This is a genomic window from Streptococcus sp. 53 (genome assembly GCF_013276565.1).
In the GTDB taxonomy this organism is placed as follows: domain Bacteria; phylum Bacillota; class Bacilli; order Lactobacillales; family Streptococcaceae; genus Streptococcus.
Genome location: NZ_VMLG01000015.1, coordinates 30,154 through 48,919, shown reverse-complemented (window position 1 = coordinate 48,919; position 18,766 = coordinate 30,154). Strand labels below are relative to the sequence as shown.

General features: G+C 39.2%; 10 protein-coding genes and 2 pseudogenes. 3 read left to right on the top strand and 9 right to left on the bottom strand.

The features are described from left to right. Positions 1-280 precede the first annotated feature (280 nt). From HT722_RS10725 to HT722_RS05950, 6 genes and pseudogenes are all read right to left on the bottom strand, one after another. On the bottom strand, positions 281-1,366 hold the full coding sequence (locus HT722_RS10725) for a DUF1542 domain-containing protein (protein ID WP_345789580.1): 1,086 nt from the start codon (positions 1,364-1,366) through the stop codon (positions 281-283). Between the two features lie 66 nt (positions 1,367-1,432). Then, a pseudogene (locus HT722_RS05970) lies at positions 1,433-9,088 on the bottom strand (DUF1542 domain-containing protein); the annotation flags it as partial. A gap of 587 nt (positions 9,089-9,675) precedes the next feature. Then, complete coding sequence (locus tag HT722_RS05965; RefSeq protein WP_173278081.1) at positions 9,676-11,640, bottom strand: peptide ABC transporter substrate-binding protein; 1,965 nt, start codon at positions 11,638-11,640, stop codon at positions 9,676-9,678. Between the two features lie 138 nt (positions 11,641-11,778). Beyond that, positions 11,779-11,913 (bottom strand): 50S ribosomal protein L34, encoded by a 135-nt coding sequence (gene rpmH / locus HT722_RS05960; protein ID WP_000831905.1) that lies wholly within the window; start codon positions 11,911-11,913, stop codon positions 11,779-11,781. A gap of 154 nt (positions 11,914-12,067) precedes the next feature. Beyond that, entirely contained in the window at positions 12,068-13,282 is a 1,215-nt protein-coding gene (locus tag HT722_RS05955) for a pyridoxal phosphate-dependent aminotransferase (RefSeq protein ID WP_173226011.1), read from the bottom strand. 156 nt (positions 13,283-13,438) lie between these two features. Beyond that, positions 13,439-13,732 (bottom strand): hypothetical protein, encoded by a 294-nt coding sequence (locus HT722_RS05950; protein WP_173226009.1) that lies wholly within the window; start codon positions 13,730-13,732, stop codon positions 13,439-13,441. A gap of 160 nt (positions 13,733-13,892) precedes the next feature. Between HT722_RS05950 and HT722_RS05945 the strand changes: the two genes are divergently transcribed. Beyond that, positions 13,893-14,345, top strand: coding sequence for a universal stress protein (locus HT722_RS05945; RefSeq protein WP_173226007.1), 453 nt, complete (start codon positions 13,893-13,895; stop codon positions 14,343-14,345). Between the two features lie 72 nt (positions 14,346-14,417). Here HT722_RS05945 and HT722_RS10665 read toward each other — a convergent pair whose 3' ends face one another. Together HT722_RS10665 and HT722_RS05940 are read right to left on the bottom strand one after the other, a co-directional pair. Further along, entirely contained in the window at positions 14,418-14,540 is a 123-nt protein-coding gene (locus HT722_RS10665; RefSeq protein ID WP_031222600.1) for a hypothetical protein, read from the bottom strand. Then, the gene (locus tag HT722_RS05940) at positions 14,537-15,928 is read right to left on the bottom strand and encodes a Cof-type HAD-IIB family hydrolase (RefSeq protein ID WP_173278079.1); all 1,392 of its coding nucleotides are present in this window, start codon (positions 15,926-15,928) and stop codon (positions 14,537-14,539) included. Before HT722_RS05940 ends, HT722_RS10665 begins: the two co-directional genes overlap by 4 nt. A gap of 65 nt (positions 15,929-15,993) precedes the next feature. Between HT722_RS05940 and HT722_RS05935 the strand changes: the two genes are divergently transcribed. Next, entirely contained in the window at positions 15,994-16,956 is a 963-nt protein-coding gene (locus HT722_RS05935; RefSeq protein ID WP_173278077.1) for an asparaginase, read from the top strand. A 167-nt stretch (positions 16,957-17,123) separates the two neighbouring features. Here the strand turns inward: HT722_RS05935 and ccpA are convergent, their stop codons facing one another. Beyond that, on the bottom strand, positions 17,124-18,134 hold the full coding sequence (gene ccpA, locus HT722_RS05930) for a catabolite control protein A (RefSeq protein WP_166736875.1): 1,011 nt from the start codon (positions 18,132-18,134) through the stop codon (positions 17,124-17,126). Between the two features lie 237 nt (positions 18,135-18,371). Here ccpA and HT722_RS05925 point away from each other — a divergent pair. Further along, positions 18,372-18,689 (top strand): annotated as a pseudogene (locus HT722_RS05925) (DUF960 domain-containing protein). The last annotated feature ends 77 nt before the right edge of the window (positions 18,690-18,766 follow it).

The window sequence follows — 18,766 nt, the reverse complement described above, 5'->3', positions numbered from 1 at the left end:
CAGTTGACAAAGAGCCAAAAGAGGAGGGGCACCCAATTTTTCGGTTTCCCTCCTCTCTTTAATAGAGCTATTCTGCTAGCTTTTCTATCCGATATTGCCCATCTTCTATTCCACAGTTAGAGACAGAAGAGACTGGTTACATTGATAGAATATTCCTATTCAGCTAAAGTATATGATTATCTTGGGTTCTCTCTTCTCTCACCCATCACTAGGATTGATGACTTCTCCAAATTCCCCTTATAATCTAACTTTAAGTAGAGAATAGAATGTTCTAGCTGTTCTATTTTCTACGTCTAGCCTTTCTTCCTAGCAAAGCAAAACCACTGGTTGCCGCCACTAGACCAAGACTAGCAAGTGCTGCACTTGATGCTGAACCTGTGTTAGGTAATTGTTTTCTAGCAGGTGACTGGTAGGTAACATCTTGCATTGTTCCTGCAGTTGCTTGCGGTGCACTTGTTGCCTGAGGAGCAGCATTAGGAGCCACTGGTCTCTTAGGAACTGTAACCATGGCAATGGCTTGCACTCCAATCGTTTCTGCTTCCTTCACATCTTCCACAGTTTCCGCATTTTCAATTTCTTTGAGAGCTGCTTGTTTTTCTGCTTCCACTCTTGCTAAAAGTTCTGCTTTTTCTTTATCAGAAAGCGGTGCGCCTTTGATTTCATCCTGCTTGTCCTTGGCAGCTTTTTCAATGGCATTTTTAGCTGATTCTTTTTCAGTAGCTAATTGCTTAGAAGCTTGTGATTGAGCTGGGTTTTGTGAACCTGTATTAGCTTGTCCGCCTGCCTGGCTACCACCGCCTGCATTCGCATTAGCATCTGAGCTTCCAGTATTGCCTCCATTATCTCCACCTGGTGTAGTTTCTGGCTTATACTCTGGTGTAGCTTCTTGAGTTACAGATTCACCTTTCGCAGATTGTTGAACTGTATCTTTCCCTAGAATCGTCACTACTGAACCATCTGGGAATGTGATTGTTGCTGTACCATCTCCAGCTACATTGATTGTCGCTCCGTCTAATGCTGAACCATTTGCTTGTAAAATAGCAACCTTAACTTTTTCTTTTTCTTCATCTGTTAAATGAGTTATATCTTTTACATCTACTCTTTGAGCAGGCGCTTTAACAGTTGATTTTTCAGCAGTCAGTTTAGTGCTATCTTGTGCTTTTGGATCTTGTGCTACCAATTGATTTCCTGGAATTGTAATAGCTGAACCATCTTTAAAGACGATTGTCGCTGTGCCATCTCCAGCTACTTCAACTTTAACATCGCTTCCGAATCCATTTGCATCTACTACAGCTTTTTTAACAGCTTCTTTTTCTGCATCTGTTAATCTTGTAGCTTCTGCTACTTTTGTAGGGTTAGCTGGGATGATTACTTTTGTCTTCTCTGCGATTGTTGGTTGCTCTTGTGTTAAAGTTTCCTCTTTTTGAACTACTAGACTGGTTCCTGGAATTGTATTGACTGAACCATCTGAGTATGTCAATGTCGCTGTTCCGTCTTTAGATACCTTAACATCTGTAGCAGTTGGATTTGCTTGTTTCACTTTCGTAGCTACTGCAGCTTGTTCCTCAGGTGTTAAGCTATGAGCATTCCCGACTTCTGTAGTTGCTGGCACCACTGCTGGATTTTGCGTGGCTTGTGTTGCAGCTTCATTGTCAGTATCTTTGGCTACTACTAGACTGGTTCCTGGAATTGTGTTTACTGAACCATCTCCATATGTTAGCGTTGCTGTTCCATCTTTAGATACCTTAACATCTGTCGCCGCTGGATTTGCTTCTTTGACCTTAGCTGCTACAGTATCTTGCTCCGCCTGTGTCAAGTTGTGAGTATTTTCAACAGGTACAAAGTTTCCTGGAACTTGCGCTGGGTTCTTCTCTGCATCTGTCTGAACTTTTGGAGTTTCTTGTTTACTTCCTTTTTCAACAAGTTTATCCCCTGTTATTGTATCTACAGATTTATCTGGATAGGTGATGACTACTGTTCCATCAGGTCTTACTTCTACTGTAGTTCCTGCTGGGAAGTTGTTCGCTTCCTCAACCGCTTTTTTAACCGCAGCTTGTTCTCCTGGTGTTAACTTAGTAGTGTTTCCTACTTGTGTTTTTCCTGGAATAACTGGCTCGGTTCTTGACGCGATTGTTCCTGTCTCTTTGTTAGCTGGCGCTACTAATTTATCTTTAGAAATCGTATCGCTTGAACCATCTTTATATGTGATAACAGCTGTTCCATCTGGTTTTACTTCTACTGTTGTTCCATCTGGGAATGTGTTAGCTCCTTCGATGTTTTGACGAACTTGTTCTCTTTCTTCATCTGAAAGTTTTGCTGGATTTTCCACTTCCACTTTGTTTTCAGGAACTTTCGGATCGAATTTAGATGCAATAGAGCCATCTGGTTGAACTTCATTTATCTTATGAATACCAGCTTCTTTCGCCGCGTTGATTTCATCTTTAGATTGAGCTTTGTTGATGTCTTCAATCGCTTTGTCTTTGGCCTTATTGATTTCTTCGATAGCTTTGGCTTTCGCTTCGTCTGATAAATCTTTATTGTTCTTGATTTCGTTAATGCGTTTTTGAGCTTCTTCTAGTATTTCAGCTTTTGCTTTCGCTTTTTCTTCATCAAGGTTTGTTACATCTGGTTTCTTAACTTCTGCATCAGCTTTTGGATCATATTTTTCAATATTTTCTTTTGCTTGATCTGCAATTTGTTTAGCTGTTCCTGCTGATGATGCTTGGTCAATAGCTTTATTAGCATCTTCTTTGGCTTTATTGATTTCTTTTTCAGCTTTTTGTTTTTGATCTTCTGTTAAGTCTTTATTGTTCTTGATTTCTTCAAGTTTTTTCTTAGCAGCTTCTTCTACTTGTTTTTTAGCAGCTTCTTTCGCCTTAGCAAGATCATTATCTTTATCAGCTGTGCCTAAAGAATCAACTACTTCAACCGGTACTTTTACAGTTACTTTGCTACCATCCGCTAGGGTTACTTCCACCTCTGCTTCTTTAATTCCCGCTTCTGTTGTAGTTGGTTTAAAAGTGATTTTCGCTGTTAGTCCATCAGCTAGTGCTAATTGTTTTAGGATGTCTTCGTCAGTTAAGCCTTTACCTTTTTCTACAGTTACTTTTCCGGATACTAAAGCAGTTTGTAAGTCTAACTCTGGTTTGAAGATACTTGTTGATTGCCCTTTAGCAGTTTGTACTACTACATCTTTTTTCGGTAGATTTCCGTTTGGAGTCTCAACATTTCCTTGATCATCAACCTTGACATCGTCCTTGTTTAAGCCTGGATTTGCTTCAACAATAGCTTTCTTAACATCTTCTTTTTCTTTGTCTGTTAAGTTATTCGAATCTTTAACTCCTACAGGTGTGACAGGTTTCTTCAAAGCTGGTGTTACTACATCTTTTGCTGGTAAATTACCTTGTGGTGTTTCAACATTACCTTGACCATCAACCTTAACATCATCCTTGTTTAAGCCTGGATTTGCAGCTACAACAGCATCCTTAACAGCGTCTTTTTCTGCTTCTGTTAAGTTTTTAGGATCTTTAACTTCTACAGGTGTAACAGGTTTCTTCAAGGCTGGTGTTACAACTTCTCCTGCTAGTAAATTACCTCTTGGCGTTTCAACATTGCCTTGATCATCAACCTTGACATCGTCCTTGTTTAAGCCTGGATTTGCAGTTACAACAGCATCCTTAACAGCGTCTTTTTCTGCATCTGTTAAGTTATGGACATCTTTAACAGGGACAAGATTTGTCGGTTTTTTCAAGGCTGGTGTCACTACATCCTCTGCTGGTAAGTTGCCTTTTGGTGTTTCAACATTGCCTTGATCATCAACCTTAATATCTTTATCTGTTAAACCTGGATTATTTTTAATAATCTCTTCTACAATCTTAGATTTCTCTGGTTCTGTCAGTTTAGATGGGTTGACAACTTCAACTGGGGTTGTTGGTTTCTTCAAGGTAGAAGTTACTACATCTTTTGCTGGTAAGTTACCTTGTGGTGTTGTGACATTTCCTTGATCGTCAACTTTGACTTTATCTTCAGTTAAACCTGGATTTGCCTCTACAACAGCTTTCTTAACGGCTTCTTTTTCTTTAACTGTTAGGCTATTTGGATTTTCTACTTCAACAAGTTTATTTGGTTTATTTAAGACTGTTGTGACAACATCTTCTTTTGGTAGATTTCCTTTTGGAGTTTTAACATTTCCTTGGTTATCTACTGTAACATCACCTTTGTTTAAACCTGGATTTGCAGCTGCGACAGCATCCTTAATGTCCTCTTTTTCTTTTTCTGTTAAAGCATTAGGATTTCCAACTACAACTGGTGTTGTTGGTTTGTTCAGGGCTGGAGTTACTACATCTTTTGCAAGTAATTTATCACCATTCTTAGTTGTTACATTACCTTTGTCATCGACTGTAATATCATCTTTGTTTAGACCAGGATTTGCGTTGGCTACAGCTTCTTTCACTTTTTCCTTTTCATCATTTGTTAAATGATTTGGATCAGCTACTACGACTGGTGTCGCTGGTTTGTTTAATGCTTGAACAACAACTTTTTCTGCTTCCAAGTAACCTTTAGGAGAAGCTACATCTCCCTTATCACTCACATAGACTTCAGATTCTTCTAGTTGAGGGTTAGTCGCCACAATCGCTTTTTTAACAGCTTCTTTCTCTTCATCTGTTAAATGATTGACATCTGTAACCTTAACCTTTTCTTTTGGTGGAGTTAACTTTCTCTTAGCTGTTTCTGTAATATCTTGTGGAGTATGAACAGCAGCAATTTCTTGTCTACCTTTTTCTGTGGCTGACGCTATAGCTTCTGGTGAAGTTGCATTATTGATGTTTTCTTCGTGTTTTGCTTTCAGTTCATCAACTTGTTTCTTCAATGCTTCTTTTTCTTTTTTAGATAATGCATTGTCTTCATCAATTTCAGCTTTTTCAGCATCTGCAGCTTTTGTTAGGTCAGCTTTCGCTTTTTCCTGATCAGTTGCTTTTCTTACAGGTACTTCGATTTCATCTTTTGATCCGTCACCATAAGTAACTTCTACTACAACTACTTTCTTACCTTCATTTGCACCTGTTCCATTCACAATTTTTCCGTCATCTTTGACTTGTTTGTCTGTCGGTTGTGGTTGTCCTTCTGGTACTACTACAGCTTCTGTAATTGCTTTTTTATCTGCTTCCGCTACTTTTTTATCTGTAGCCGGATCGACACTTACTGGTACTTCTCCTGCTGTAACTGTTGGAGTTGATTTATCCGCATCTGTTTGGTGTACTGCATCGATTGCTTTCTTACCATCTTCTGTTGCTTTCGCTACTTCGTCAGTTGTTCCAGTTTTATCGATGTTTTCTTCTTGAGCTTTCTTAACCTTATCAACTTCCGCTTTCTTGTCTGCTTTTTGTTGATCTGTTAAGCCTTTATCTGCTTCAATTTCTGCTTTTTCTTTGTTAGCTGCTTCTGTTAAGTCTGCTTTCGCTTTCTCTTTTGCTTTGTCTAACTCTGTTTTGTGCACTGCATCGATTGCTTTCTTACCGTCTTCTGTTGCTTTCGCTACTTCGTCAGTTGTTTGTGCTTTATCGATATTTGCTTCTTGTTCTTTCTTAACTTTATCTACTTCTGCTTTCTTGTCTGCTTTTTGTTGATCTGTTAAGTTTTTATCTGCTTCAATCTCTGCTTTTTCTTTGTTAGCTGCTTCTGTTAAGTCTGCTTTCGCTTTTTCTTTAGCTTTGTCTAATGCTTTTTCTGCTTCAGTTTTCGCTTCTACAGTCTTAGATGCAGGCAGTTCATTTTGTGATTTGTCAGAGTATGTTACAGTTACTTTCCCTGTATTGTCTACTGAAATTTGATTATCAGTTAAGTTTGTGTTTGCTTTCTTAACGGCTGCTTTAACGGCTGCTTTTTCATCTTCTGATAAATTAGCAACATTATTAACTTTTACTTTTTCTGGATCATTTAGTGGAGATTTCGCAGCATCAGTTCCTTCTACTGGTACGTCAACTGTTCTTGTAATACCATCGTGAGTGACTGTTACTGGTACTACTTTCTTATCGCCTTTTTCTGCAATAGCTCCATATTCTACAGAATAAGTATCATCTAAATCGTTACCGTTTGCTGTTACTTTAGCTTTTACTGCATCTTTATCGGCTTGTTCTGTTAAGCTTTCTCCTACTTTAGGTACAACAGATATTTTTGCTGCTCCATCTTTCACTGCTAAAGTGAAGTCTTCTGCTTTACCTGACAAAGCTAAACGTGCTTGTTTTAGTGTTTCTAGTGCATTATCTACGTCTGTTTGTGTTGCATCTTGCTTATCATACACTTTTTGAGCATTTGCTAAAGCATCATCGTAAGCTTTTTTCTTAGCGACATCTGCCTCTTTAGCATAAGCTGGTGATTTTTTAACCGCATCATCTGTGTTCAAGTCAAGTTCTGCTTTCAAAGCATCTTTCGATACAGGGACAGCTACATCTTCTCCTGTTAACCCTTTAATTGCTTTTGCTAAATTGTCAATTAGAGTAGCTACTTCTGATGTGCCCGCCGCATTTTCTGGTTTATCTGTTGTTTTGTCAGCTACTTTTGAAGCGGCGTCTTTTGCGTTATCAAATGCAGTTTTCTTATCTTGAGGAACACTAGGATTAGTATATTTATCAGAGGCTTTTACTTTTTCAGCTTCTGCTACTAATTTTTGTAGAGAATCCATCTTAGAATCTAAACCTTGAGCAATTGATACAATATTATCTACTTCAGCTTTACTTCCCGCAGCATCAACTTGTGTTTTCAATTCTGCTTTTTGTGCAGCATTTAAGTGTTCAAGTGCATCGATTTTTGCTTTTGCTGTATCACGATACGCTTTTACTTCCGCATCCTTCACAATATCTTCTAATTGGTCTCTTGTAGTTGCGTGATCAATCTCCTTTTTATATAGATTTCTATCATCATCTGTCAAACCAGGAATCTGATCAATTTTTTTCTTATACTCTTCTTTTAAAGCATCTGTTTTAGCTTTTTCAGCATCATGAGCTTTTTTAGAGACTTGAGATTGAGCTTCTCCAATAATCTTAGTGATTTCAGCTTGTGAAGGTGCTTTCTTAATTCTTTCTTTATATGCATCAGCTGTTGGATCAGTTAAATATCCCGCTTTACCATCTTTTTTATCGATTTCATCAATGATTGCTTTAGCTTTTTCTTTTGTTTTTTCTAATGCTTTGTCTAAAATTTTATCGACAAGACCTTTTGTATGTTCAATAGGAGTAGCAGTCCCTTCAGTTGGGTCTGTCATTACTACTGCCGATACTTGATCTACTAGTTCTTTTTTCTCTGCTGTTGTTAAGTAAGGATTGTTATTAATTTTTTCCTTCACTTCACGTTTTTTAGCTTCTAATGCTTTCTCATTTTCACTATTTTTAGCAACAGCTTCTTCTACAACAGCATTGACACTTTCTTGAGTAGTCTTATCTTTTAATTTTTCTTTAAATGCTTGTTTTTCCTTTGGAGATAAGTAAGATAAATTATCAATTGCCGCTTCAGCATCCTTTTTAGCTAAATCTAGAGCACTAGTTCCTTCTTTATAATAAAGATCTGAAGTTGGGATAGTATATAAACCTGAATTACCAGCATCTCTTGATAACATGACTGTTGAACTATTTTCTTTAGTTCCAATATATGTACCTATATTCTTTGCATTTGCTATATTATCTTCATAGGCAAACCACTTATTCCCATGTTCATCCGTGAACGAATTTCCATAGTCCAGATCACTTTTACCACTATGATATTGTAAATTTTCTATTCCGATTCCATTTGCTTTTAAAAATGATTTGATAGCTGCTTTCTTTTCTTCTTCAGTTATTTGATTCATATTTTTCACAGCTACTGGAGCAATATCATACTCATATCCACCACCTTGTCTATGCGTATTCGTTTCCGTTACTTTATAAACAAGCGATGTTCCTGGAATAACATCTCTAGTATTATCAGAATAAATAATTGTCGCTGTTCCATCATCACCTATAAGAATAGATTCTGTTTTTTCTTCACTCTTAAGGTTCTCTATTAATTTATTTTTCCCTGTTCTTGCTACCGAAGTTACAGTCTCTTTATTTGCCTCCCAAAGTCTTTCCCTAACATTCTTTTTTTCCTCTTCGGTGAGTTTATTGGTATCTTTTACTGCGACACGTGTTGGAACAGATGGCTCAAAAATTTCATTTAATTTATATAAAGTTGGAACTGGCGCTAACACTGTTTTATAATGTTGCATCATTCGAGCGATACCAACCCTAAAACCTGCTCCAAATTCTAAAGTGCTACGATTATTACCAAGGGTTGGATCTGCAACTTCATATACAGCTGTTATCGTTGCTCTATCAATACCTGCACGTTCCCAATCGACATACATCGTTTTTGTGTTTGTACGGAAGCTCTCATAAATAGCTTGTTCATATGGATCATCTGAGATTCTTTCCCCAATATGATACCAAAACTTATTCGCAAAACTTCCGCTATACTCTCTATGATTTTCTCCTGTAGTATCATTATATGATTCCCACTTAGTATCATCCCCACGAAAATCTAAGTCTCGATAAGCCCTATTAATATCATCCTTTGTTTGGAATCGTGAGTTAACCGAATTAGATAGCGAAGTAAATTTCTGGCTACCTTCCCATGTTTTCATTACATACACTGGGTTTCCGTCATTTTTCTTTAAAGTAATTTCTTTAGGCTCTTTTAATCCTATTGGCGTCGTGAACCAAAAACGAGCACGGTGTCCACCATATCCAGCAATACGCTCTCCATCAGCTCCACCATTATAGGTATAAGTTACTTTAACAAATGGATTTTCTCGAGTGTATTGTGACCAGTCTACATCGATTCCAATTTCTTTGTCTACATTTACTTTTGATCCGATTTCAATACCGTCTGCACTTTCGGGAGTTTCTCCAGAATTAGAATATAACGATACAATACCGTCTTCGCCATTTAATTGTTTAAATGCCGCATCTACAATGTTCGGATTTATAGCTACCCCAACTAAAGATGCCCCTATCAAACACGACGCTGCTCCAAAGCTAAACTTTCTAATCGAAAATTTTTCCACACGCTGCCACATTTGCTTGGAGCGTTTCTGCGTTCTCTTATACTTCATTCTTTGATCTCCATTTTTTATTTTTATTTCTTCTTATTCAAAAAGCTAATGCACTATAATAAAATTTTATTATAATATATCTACTTTAGATGATAAGAATATACGTACATTATAGCATAAAATCCCCCCCCCGTCCACTTTTAGCCTAATTTTTACTTTAATTAAAATATATAGAAATTTACCCTATTTGCTATCATTTACTCACTAAACATTTATACAGATTTATAAATTTTAATCGATTCTCATTCAAAAACATAAAATAAGTCATTCTAGGTATCTGTATCCCTATCCACCTCCACTTACTTCATCAAAAACCAAAAATAAAGAAAAAAACCTACCAGAACCAAAATTGTCTGGTAAGGTTTTTCTCTGAATATAGTCACTAGGCTTATACTCAATGAAAATCAAAGAGCAAACTAGGAAGCTAGCCGCAGGTTGCTCAAAACATTGTTTTGAGGTTGCAGATANNAACATATATACGGTAAGGCAACGCTGACGTGGTTTGAATTTGATTTTCGAAGAGTATTAACTAAAAAGCATGACTAGGAATATTATTGAATGTGGCTAGCTAAATCTTCCTGAGCTTTTTTATTTGACTCGGCTTTTTCTTTTAGCCATTTGTCATAGAGTTCCTGGTACTGTTTCGCAGTTACCGGCTCTTTTTGCAGTTCAACATATTTGTAGTTATCAGCATCTCCCTTATGACCAACGAAAGAGAAGGCTCCTGTAAACGGTACAGTCTTACGGAAGATTGGATTAGCGCCACCACTTTGAACTGGTAGGAAGAGGGCGCTGTCAGTCAACCAAGCTTGGACTTCAGCAAATTTTTCATAACGAGCCTGAGTATTTGCAACTTCGCTATCTGCTTCATCTAGTAACTTCTTATAAGCAGAAAGTCCAATTTTTTCTTTTACTTCATTATCTTTTCCAGCAGTCAAACCAATATTGTTAAGCTGTGAACCTGACTCTGGATCCAAGAGATCAAGATAAGTTTTCGGATCTGAGTAATCTCCGCTCCAACCTGAAATATCAATGTCATAGTCCTTTTGTTCAGCTGTATCTGCAAAGAATGTAGCTTGATCCTTCTCGTCTGGAGAAAGTTGAATCACGTCAATCACAACGTTGTCCGCCCCAAGGGTTTCTTCCACTGTCTGCTTAAAGGAACTTGCTTGTTGCACATCTAACTTGGCCGTCTGGTCAACCGGCATATCCAAATGAATTGGGAAGGTCACGCCTTCTGCTTGCAAGGTTTCTTTAGCTTTAGCCAATGCTGCCTTGGCTTTTTCAGCATTCAAAAAGGCAGGTTGTGCATCATTCAAATTGATATTCGACCACTCTGTACCATAGTTAATAATCTTTTCATTGACAACATCTCCAAAGTTTTTACCACCGATTTGGACAAAATCACTTGGGATAAGCGTGTTACGCAAGATACGGTCTGCTCCATCTTCACCATTTGTCTGCGCTGCATAAGCATGACGGTCAAAGGCAAAGTTGACAGCCTGACGGAAATTCTTATTTTGCATGGCTGCAAGTGAATCTGTCTTTTCTTTATCAGACTGTTTCATGGTCTGCTTGTAGCTTTGACGATTAACGTTAAAAAGATAATAGAAGGTAATTGAGTTTTGTGGTGTGTAGGTGATTTTGTCCTCATTCCCTTTTTTCAACTGATTAAACACTGAACTTGTCGGGAAGATACGACCGTCCGAGTAGTTCCCTTCCAAAAATCCTCTCGCTAAACTATCTTGATCAGAACCGTCAAAGAAAGAGAGCTTCACTTTCTCAATTTTTACATTGTCCTTATCCCAGTAATTAGGGTTTTTATCAAATTCAATCAAAGATTTTGATGAGAAAGATTTAAACAAGTAAGGACCATTTGACAAGATACTGGATGGTGTTACACTTCCAAAGTCATCTCCCTTAGATTTCAAAAAAGCTTCATTTACAGGACTAAGAATACTTGCTGTTGTTTTAGAGTTCCAATAAGTTTCAGGTTGGTTGAGGGTATATTGGAGAGTGTAATCATCCACTGCCTTTACACCAACAGTTCCAAAATCAGATGATTTCCCTTCAACATAGTCTGCTAGACCCTTGATAGAGTCTTGTACCAAGTACAAGTTTTCAGCCTTTTTATCAGCCGCATACTTAAGACCAGTCACAAAGTCATGAGCTGTTACATCCGCATACTCTTCGCCCTCTGAAGTGTACCATTTCGCCCCCTGACGGATTTTATAAGTGTAGGTCAAACCATCTTTTGACACCGTCCATGACTCAGCCATAGACGGAATGAGATTACCATACTTATCATTTTCTAACAAGCCATCAATCAAGTTAGTCGTAATACTAGAAGTTGAACCACGTGTTGAAGTAATGTAGTCCAAGGTATCAGGATTACTAGTAAATACATAAGAGTAGGTTTTCTCAGCATTACTTGATTGGGAAGACCCACATGCCGCTAGAGCTAGACCTGCTGTCAAAGCCATAGCTCCAAAAAGCATAACTTTTGATTTCTTCATGATTATTCTCCATTTTTTACAGTATGTGAAATATTATACACCATTTGAGCAAAAATATAAAGCCTTTTTGAACTTTTTTACAAAAATAAAAATCAGTAGACTCGAGTTCCTACTGATTTTTGTTATGGTTCGTTTGGATTATGCAGCCAAAACTTTGCGTCCTTTACGACGACGAGCTGCCAATACGCGACGACCGTTTTTAGTTGACATACGGTTACGGAATCCGTGTTTGCGCGCACGACGAAGTTTACTTGGTTGATAAGTACGTTTCACGATGAATACCTCCTCATAGATTTTGTATTCGTTTAGCCGGCTATAAAGTGATCAGTTACTAAACATACTTTACTATTCTATCTGATTCTTTTACTTTTGTCAATAGCTCAAGGCAAATGTTTACTGCTTTTTGGCGCTTTTTCGAATGTAAGCCCTATCTACGATACTGTTTCAAGAAACGAGTCATCTTTTCTTGGATTTGGGCTAACTCATCAACACGAGGAAGGTAAACGATACGGAAGTGGTCTGGTTCCTTCCAGTTAAAGCCGCGACCATGAACCAATAGAACCTTTTCCTGCTTCAAGAAATCAAGGACAAACTGCTCATCATCATCGATACGGTACATATTGCGGTCGATTTTAGGGAAGATATAGAGTCCAGCCTTGGGTTTAACAGCAGAGAGACCTGGAATCTCTTTAATGGCATTATAAATGAAATTTCTTTGCTCGTAAATTCGTCCACCAGGAAGAAGCAATTCATCGACTGATTGGTGGCCACCCAAGGAAGTTTGTACGACTTGCTGGGCCAAAACGTTAGAGCAAAGACGCATATTGGACAGCATATTGAGCCCTTCGATATAGCCCTTGACATGAGTCTTAGGACCAGACAAGACCATCCAACCCACACGGAAACCAGCGATACGATGGGATTTTGACAGACCATTCATGCTAACACAGAAGACATCTGGTGCCAAGCTCGCCACAGGCGTATGCACATGTCCATCCATGACCATACGGTCATAGATTTCATCCGCAAAGATAATCAAATCGTTTTGACGGGCAGTCTCAATAATCTCCAACAAGAGTTCCTTAGGATAAAGGGCTCCAGTTGGGTTGTTTGGATTGATAAGGACGATTGCCTTGGTGTTGGAAGTGATTTTTGACTTGATATCGTCAATATCTGGGTACCATTCTGCAGCTTCATCACAGATATAGTGAACAGCATTTCCTCCAGCTAGACTGACAGCGGCCGTCCATAGAGGATAGTCTGGCATTGGCACTAAGACCTCATCCCCATTGTCCAAAAGCCCCTGCATGGACATGACAATCAGCTCACTGACACCATTTCCAAGGTAAATATCATCAATATCTACATTTGGGAATTTCTTCAATTGGCAATACTGCATGATGGCCTTACGGGCTGAGAAAATCCCTTTTGAGTCAGAATACCCTTCACTATCACGCGCATTCATAATCAAGTCATGAATGACCTCGTCTGGCGCTGTAAAGCCAAATTCTGCTGGATTTCCTGTATTCAGACGTAAAATCTTTTCTCCGTTTGCTCGCATCCGCATGGCTTCTTCCAAAACAGGACCACGGATATCATAAGCAACATGCTCTAACTTACTAGACTTGTTATATTCTTTCATCTTGTTTCCTCAATTCATCGAGATAGTAACATTATACCACTAGAAAGACAATGCGACAAGTTTACTGAAATGTGTTACTAAAATCCTACAGAAGAAAAACCTCACTAAAAGCGAGGTCAAGACAGGGGAAATAGCAGGAATTTTGCCAAAGACAGATCACATACCAAAAGATAAACCTAGAAAAAGCAAGCCTAAAAAGGAGTCATAAAGAAGATTGAACATGAGGAAAAGCCCCCATATCGTCAAGTAATCCCAACGCCCACTTCGTTTTGCAACCAGGAATAAAATTAGATGGTAGAGTACATGAAAGACTAAAAATCCGATAAACCCTGGATAAAGAAACGGTACCAGACTCTCTAATTGCCAGATCATAATCACTTCTACCAAGACTGAAACTAGGATAATTCCATAATAAAGGAAATTTGATTTTTGAAAAGAGTTTTTCATCATTCTCCCTCCCTTCACTTGTTTCCTGCTATCCTTTCTTTTATTTTATCATATATTATATAGATTTTAAGCACTAACATTCTTTTGAAAAATACTTTTTTTGCTTTACTTCTATAGTGAAAAGGTTTACAATAATAGTAAGAAAATTTCAGGAGGTTTCATTATGGCACAACGTTACCAAAATATTATGGTCGCAATCGATGGTTCTAAGGAAGCGGACTTGGCTTTTATCAAGGGAGTTCATTCTGCTCTACGAAACAACGCTAAACTCACCATCGCCCATGTCATTGACACACGCGCTCTCCAAAGCGTATCCACCTTTGATGCTGAAGTTTACGAACAACTCCAAGTCGACGCTGAAAGTCTGATGAAAGAGTACGAAAAGCGTGCTAAAGATGCTGGTGTGGCAGATGTTCATATCGTCATTGAAATGGGAAATCCAAAGACCCTACTGGCACGTACTATTCCCGATGCTGAAGAAGTGGACCTCATCCTCGTTGGCGCAACTGGTCTCAACGCCTTTGAACGCCTCTTGGTCGGTTCTTCATCTGAATACATTCTCCGCCATGCTAAGGTCGATTTGCTGGTTGTGAGAGAACAAGAAAAAACTTTGTAATCACGAAGAAAAGGAGCCCCTAGCTCCTTTTTGTTTACTATTTATACTCTTCGAAAATCTCTTCAAACCACGTCAACTTCCATCTGCAACCTCAAAAACATGTTTTGAGCTGACTTCGTCAGTCTTATCTACAACCTCAAAGCAGTGTTTTGAGCAGCCTGCGGCTAGTTTCCTAGTTTGCTCTTTGATTTTCATTGAGTATTATTTCTCTCTTTATGGCGTTCGTAAGCCTTGAGCTGACGCTGCAGTTCCTTTTTAATAGCAGGTTCTGGGGCATATTTTTCTTCCCAATCATCTGGTTTTAAGATTTTGTGGGTCACTGGATCAAAATGAGCCTTGCCATCTGGAAAAATTTTCCCCATATTAGCCTGATGGACAATGTCAAAAATACGTTCTGGGTCCACCCCCATCAAGACAAAACTACCGTAGGTGAAGTAAAGTGTGTCAATCAAGGCATCCACTTGCCCTATCAAATCTTGCTGAGCAGGTGTCTTCTTGGCTACTTTATCTGCTGCCTTATCAAGAGCTTGATGAAGTTGCGATACAGCTTGACCAAAATCCTCTTCAGAAGGACTAGCAGCTCGAACAAACTCCACCAATTCTTCTATTTTAAAGCCAGCCCTATGGGTTGCACCTTCTAAATCCCAAGCTCGAGGTTCTTCTTGGGTCCGTTCATCCATCATGTGATGGAAGGTCTTGACCTTATTGAAATGATAGTCACGGCTGACAAAGACTTTTTCTGAGGCCAGAACACCAAAATGTTCCAAGGCCTTGTGGATTCCGTCTTGTTGATTGCTAGTGGTAATGTGCTTGGCAACTTCCTTGACACTGCTACTACCATTTCCCATAGCGACCGACATACCGACACCCGCCAGCATTTCTAGGTCGTTATCTGAGTCACCAAAGGCCATGACTTGGTTAAGATCAAAACCATATTCTTTCCCAACTCGTCTAATGCCTTCCAATTTAGAGTTTCCTTGATTGATAACATCCGCTGCAAAAGGATTGCTACGTGTCAATTTCAAGTCTTCAAAATCAGCTGCCGCCTTCTCAGACTCTTCTGGCGTCATCAGCATCAAAACTTGGTAGATAGGCTGATTCATCAGATGAAGTAAGTCTTCTTCCTTTTGGGTAACAACCTTGCTGACCATACGATTAAAGGAATGACTTACCGTCCGAGTTAAAACAGAGGGAACGAAGCGACTGATTCGTTGAGAAAAAGAACCCAGACCAAAGGACATGATTTTAGAACCCAACATGGCATCCTTGGTCCCTAGGGCAATCTCCTTGCCCTCTTTTTTAGCATAAGTAATTAGATGACGCAAATGTAACTTGGAAATTGGGCTCGTGAACAAGACTCTTTCTTTATTAAAGATATACTGGCCATTGTAGGTTACCGCAAAATCCAGATCCAAATCGTCCATCAATTCCTTAACAAAAAAAGGTCCTCGACCCGTTGCTACACCAACTAGTACTCCTTGTTCTTTGACAATCTTAATCGCGTCCTTAGTGGATTTCAAAACACTCTTGCGATCGTTGACCAAGGTTCCATCGATATCAAAAAAAACCGCTTTGACTTCCATCCTATCCCAATCTCCCCTTTTGTGATACAATGATTATACCACATTTCAGAAAGAGTGAGTAAATCATGCCTAAGAAAATCCTTGTTTTACATACGGGTGGGACTATTTCCATGCAGGCCGATGCTTCTGGCGCTGTTGTGACGAGTTCAGATAATCCCATGAACCATGTGTCCAATCCCCTCGAAGGAATCCAAGTCCACGCCTTGGACTTTTTTAACCTGCCAAGCCCCCATATCAAACCCAAGCATATGCTAGCCCTCTACCAAAAAATTAAAGAGGAAGCTGCTAACTACGATGGAGTGGTGATTACACACGGGACCGATACTTTAGAGGAAACAGCCTATTTCCTTGACACCATGGAAGTTCCCCACATGCCTATCGTTCTAACAGGGGCCATGCGCAGCTCCAACGAACTCGGTAGTGATGGTGTTTATAATTATCTGAGTGCTTTACGAGTGGCTAGCGATGACAGGGCTGCTGACAAAGGAGTTTTGGTCGTTATGAACGATGAAATCCACGCTGCTAAGTATGTTACCAAAACGCATACAACCAACGTCAGCACCTTCCAGACTCCAACACACGGTCCACTTGGTCTGATTATGAAACAGGAAATCCTCTACTTTAAAACAGCTGAACCTCGTGTTCGCTTTGACCTTAATCACATACAAGGCTTAGTCCCTATCATCTCTGCTTATGCTGGTATGACAGATGAGTTGATTGATATGCTTGATTTGGAACAATTGGACGGTTTGATTATCCAAGCCTTCGGAGCTGGTAATATTCCCAAAGAAACGGCTGAAAAGTTAGAAAGCCTTCTGCAAAAAGGAATCCCAGTCGCCCTTGTTTCACGATGCTTTAACGGTATTGCTGAGCCTGTTTATGCCTACCAAGGTGGGGGCGTACAGTTGCAAAAGGCAGGTGTCTTCTTTGTTAAAGAACTCAATGCCCAAAAAGCCCGCTTGAAACTCCTCATTGCCCTCAATGCCGGACTAACAGGGCAAGCTTTGAAAGACTATATGGAAGGCTAATACTCTTCGAAAATCTCTTCAAACCGCGTCAGCTTCCATCTGCAACCTCAAAACAGTGCTTTGGGCAACCTGCGGCTAGCTTCCTAGTTTGCTCTTTGATTTTCATTGAGTATAACTCCTTCTCTAAAAAGCAAAATCAGGAAATCTTCACGATTCCCTGATTTTTTCTATTTACGTTTTCGTGTTGAACGACGTTCTGTCAATCCATGAGGTAAGAGAACTTCACGTTCTTCCAACTCTTCCTTGTGCATAATCTTGGTCAACATACGCATACTAATGGCACCAAGGTCATAAAGAGGTTGGGCAATCGTTGTCAAGTTTGGACGGGTAAAGCGTGAGATTTGTGAATCATCACTAGTAATGATTTCAAAATCTTCTGGCACAGAAACACCCTTATCAGCCAAACCGTTCAAGACTCCTGCTGCCAACTCATCACCTGTCACAACTGCTGCAGTTGCATTTGATGAAATCAAACGCTCTGCTAAGGCGTAACCATCATCATAGCTATATTTAGATTCAAATACCAAACCCTCACTATAAGCGATTCCTGCTTTTTTCAAGGCTTCCTTGTAGCCAACTAAACGAACCTTACCATTAATGTCATCCACTAGCGGACCGCTAACGAAAGCAATACGCTCATTTTCTTTAGCAAGGTAACTCACTGCATCAATCGTTGCTTGCTTATAGTCAATATTGACACTTGGCAACTGGTGCTCAACATCGACAGTTCCTGCTAGAACAATCGGAGTACGTGAACGCGAAAATTCTGAGCGAATTTTATCTGTCAAGTGATAACCCATAAAGATAATGCCATCTACCTGCTTTGAAAAGAGGGTATTGACAACAGAAACTTCTTTCTCGTTATCTTCATCGCTATTAGCTAGGACAATATTGTACTTGTACATTTCTGCAATATCATCAATCCCCTTGGCCAAACTCGAAAAATAACCATTGGTAATATTTGGAATCACGACACCGACAGTGGTTGTCTTTTTACTTGCAAGACCACGCGCAACTGCATTTGGACGATAATCCAAACGATCAATTACCTCTAGCACTTTTTTACGGGTATTCTCTTTTACATTTTTATTGCCATTGACCACACGGCTGACCGTCGCCATGGAAACTCCAGCTTCACGGGCGACATCATAAATCGTTACTGTATCATCTGTATTCATTCCATTTCCTTTCTATATCATACCTCACGAGACTCCAAAAAAAGAGACGGTATGAAAATTTCGTTTTCATGATTCTACTTATTCCATTTTATCACTATTTGTAAACACTTTCAAGTATTTTTTGAAGATTGTTTGAAAAAATTTCATAGAAAGCTATGTTTATGAAGAAAAAATCACCTTTTCTTGATTTTTAATCCTATTTGCTGTATGATAAGGGAAAAGAAAGGGGGCAGAGATATGGCTTTTACCAATACCCACATGCGGTCTGCTAGTTTTGGCATTGTTACCAGTTTGCCTGATGACGTTATTGACTCTTTTTGGTATATCATCGACCATTTCTTAAAAAATGTCTTTGAATTGGAAGAAGAACTTGAGTTTCAATTGCTTAATAACCATGGAAAAATTACCTTCCACTTTTCAAGCCAACACCTCCCTACAGCCATTGATTTTGACTTTAACCATCCTTTCGACCCTCTGTAGCCCCCGAAAGTACTGGTTTTAGATATGGACGGTAGAGAGACTATCCTCCTCCCAGAAGAAAATGACCTATTTTAATACTCAATGAAAATCAAAGAGCCAACTAGGAAGCTAGCCGCAGGTTGCTCAAAGCACTGCTTTGAGGTTGTGGATAG

Coding starts and splice junctions, on each gene's coding strand:
- HT722_RS05965 (WP_173278081.1), bottom strand. CDS start 11,640: ATGAAGAAATCAAAAGTTATGCTTTTTGGAGCTATGGCTTTGACAGCA.
- HT722_RS05955 (WP_173226011.1), bottom strand. CDS start 13,282: ATGAAAGAATATAACAAGTCTAGTAAGTTAGAGCATGTTGCTTATGAT.
- HT722_RS05950 (WP_173226009.1), bottom strand. CDS start 13,732: ATGATGAAAAACTCTTTTCAAAAATCAAATTTCCTTTATTATGGAATT.
- HT722_RS05945 (WP_173226007.1), top strand. CDS start 13,893: ATGGCACAACGTTACCAAAATATTATGGTCGCAATCGATGGTTCTAAG.
- HT722_RS10665 (WP_031222600.1), bottom strand. CDS start 14,540: ATGAAAATCAAAGAGCAAACTAGGAAACTAGCCGCAGGCTGCTCAAAA.
- HT722_RS05940 (WP_173278079.1), bottom strand. CDS start 15,928: ATGGAAGTCAAAGCGGTTTTTTTTGATATCGATGGAACCTTGGTCAAC.
- HT722_RS05935 (WP_173278077.1), top strand. CDS start 15,994: ATGCCTAAGAAAATCCTTGTTTTACATACGGGTGGGACTATTTCCATG.
- ccpA (WP_166736875.1), bottom strand. CDS start 18,134: ATGAATACAGATGATACAGTAACGATTTATGATGTCGCCCGTGAAGCT.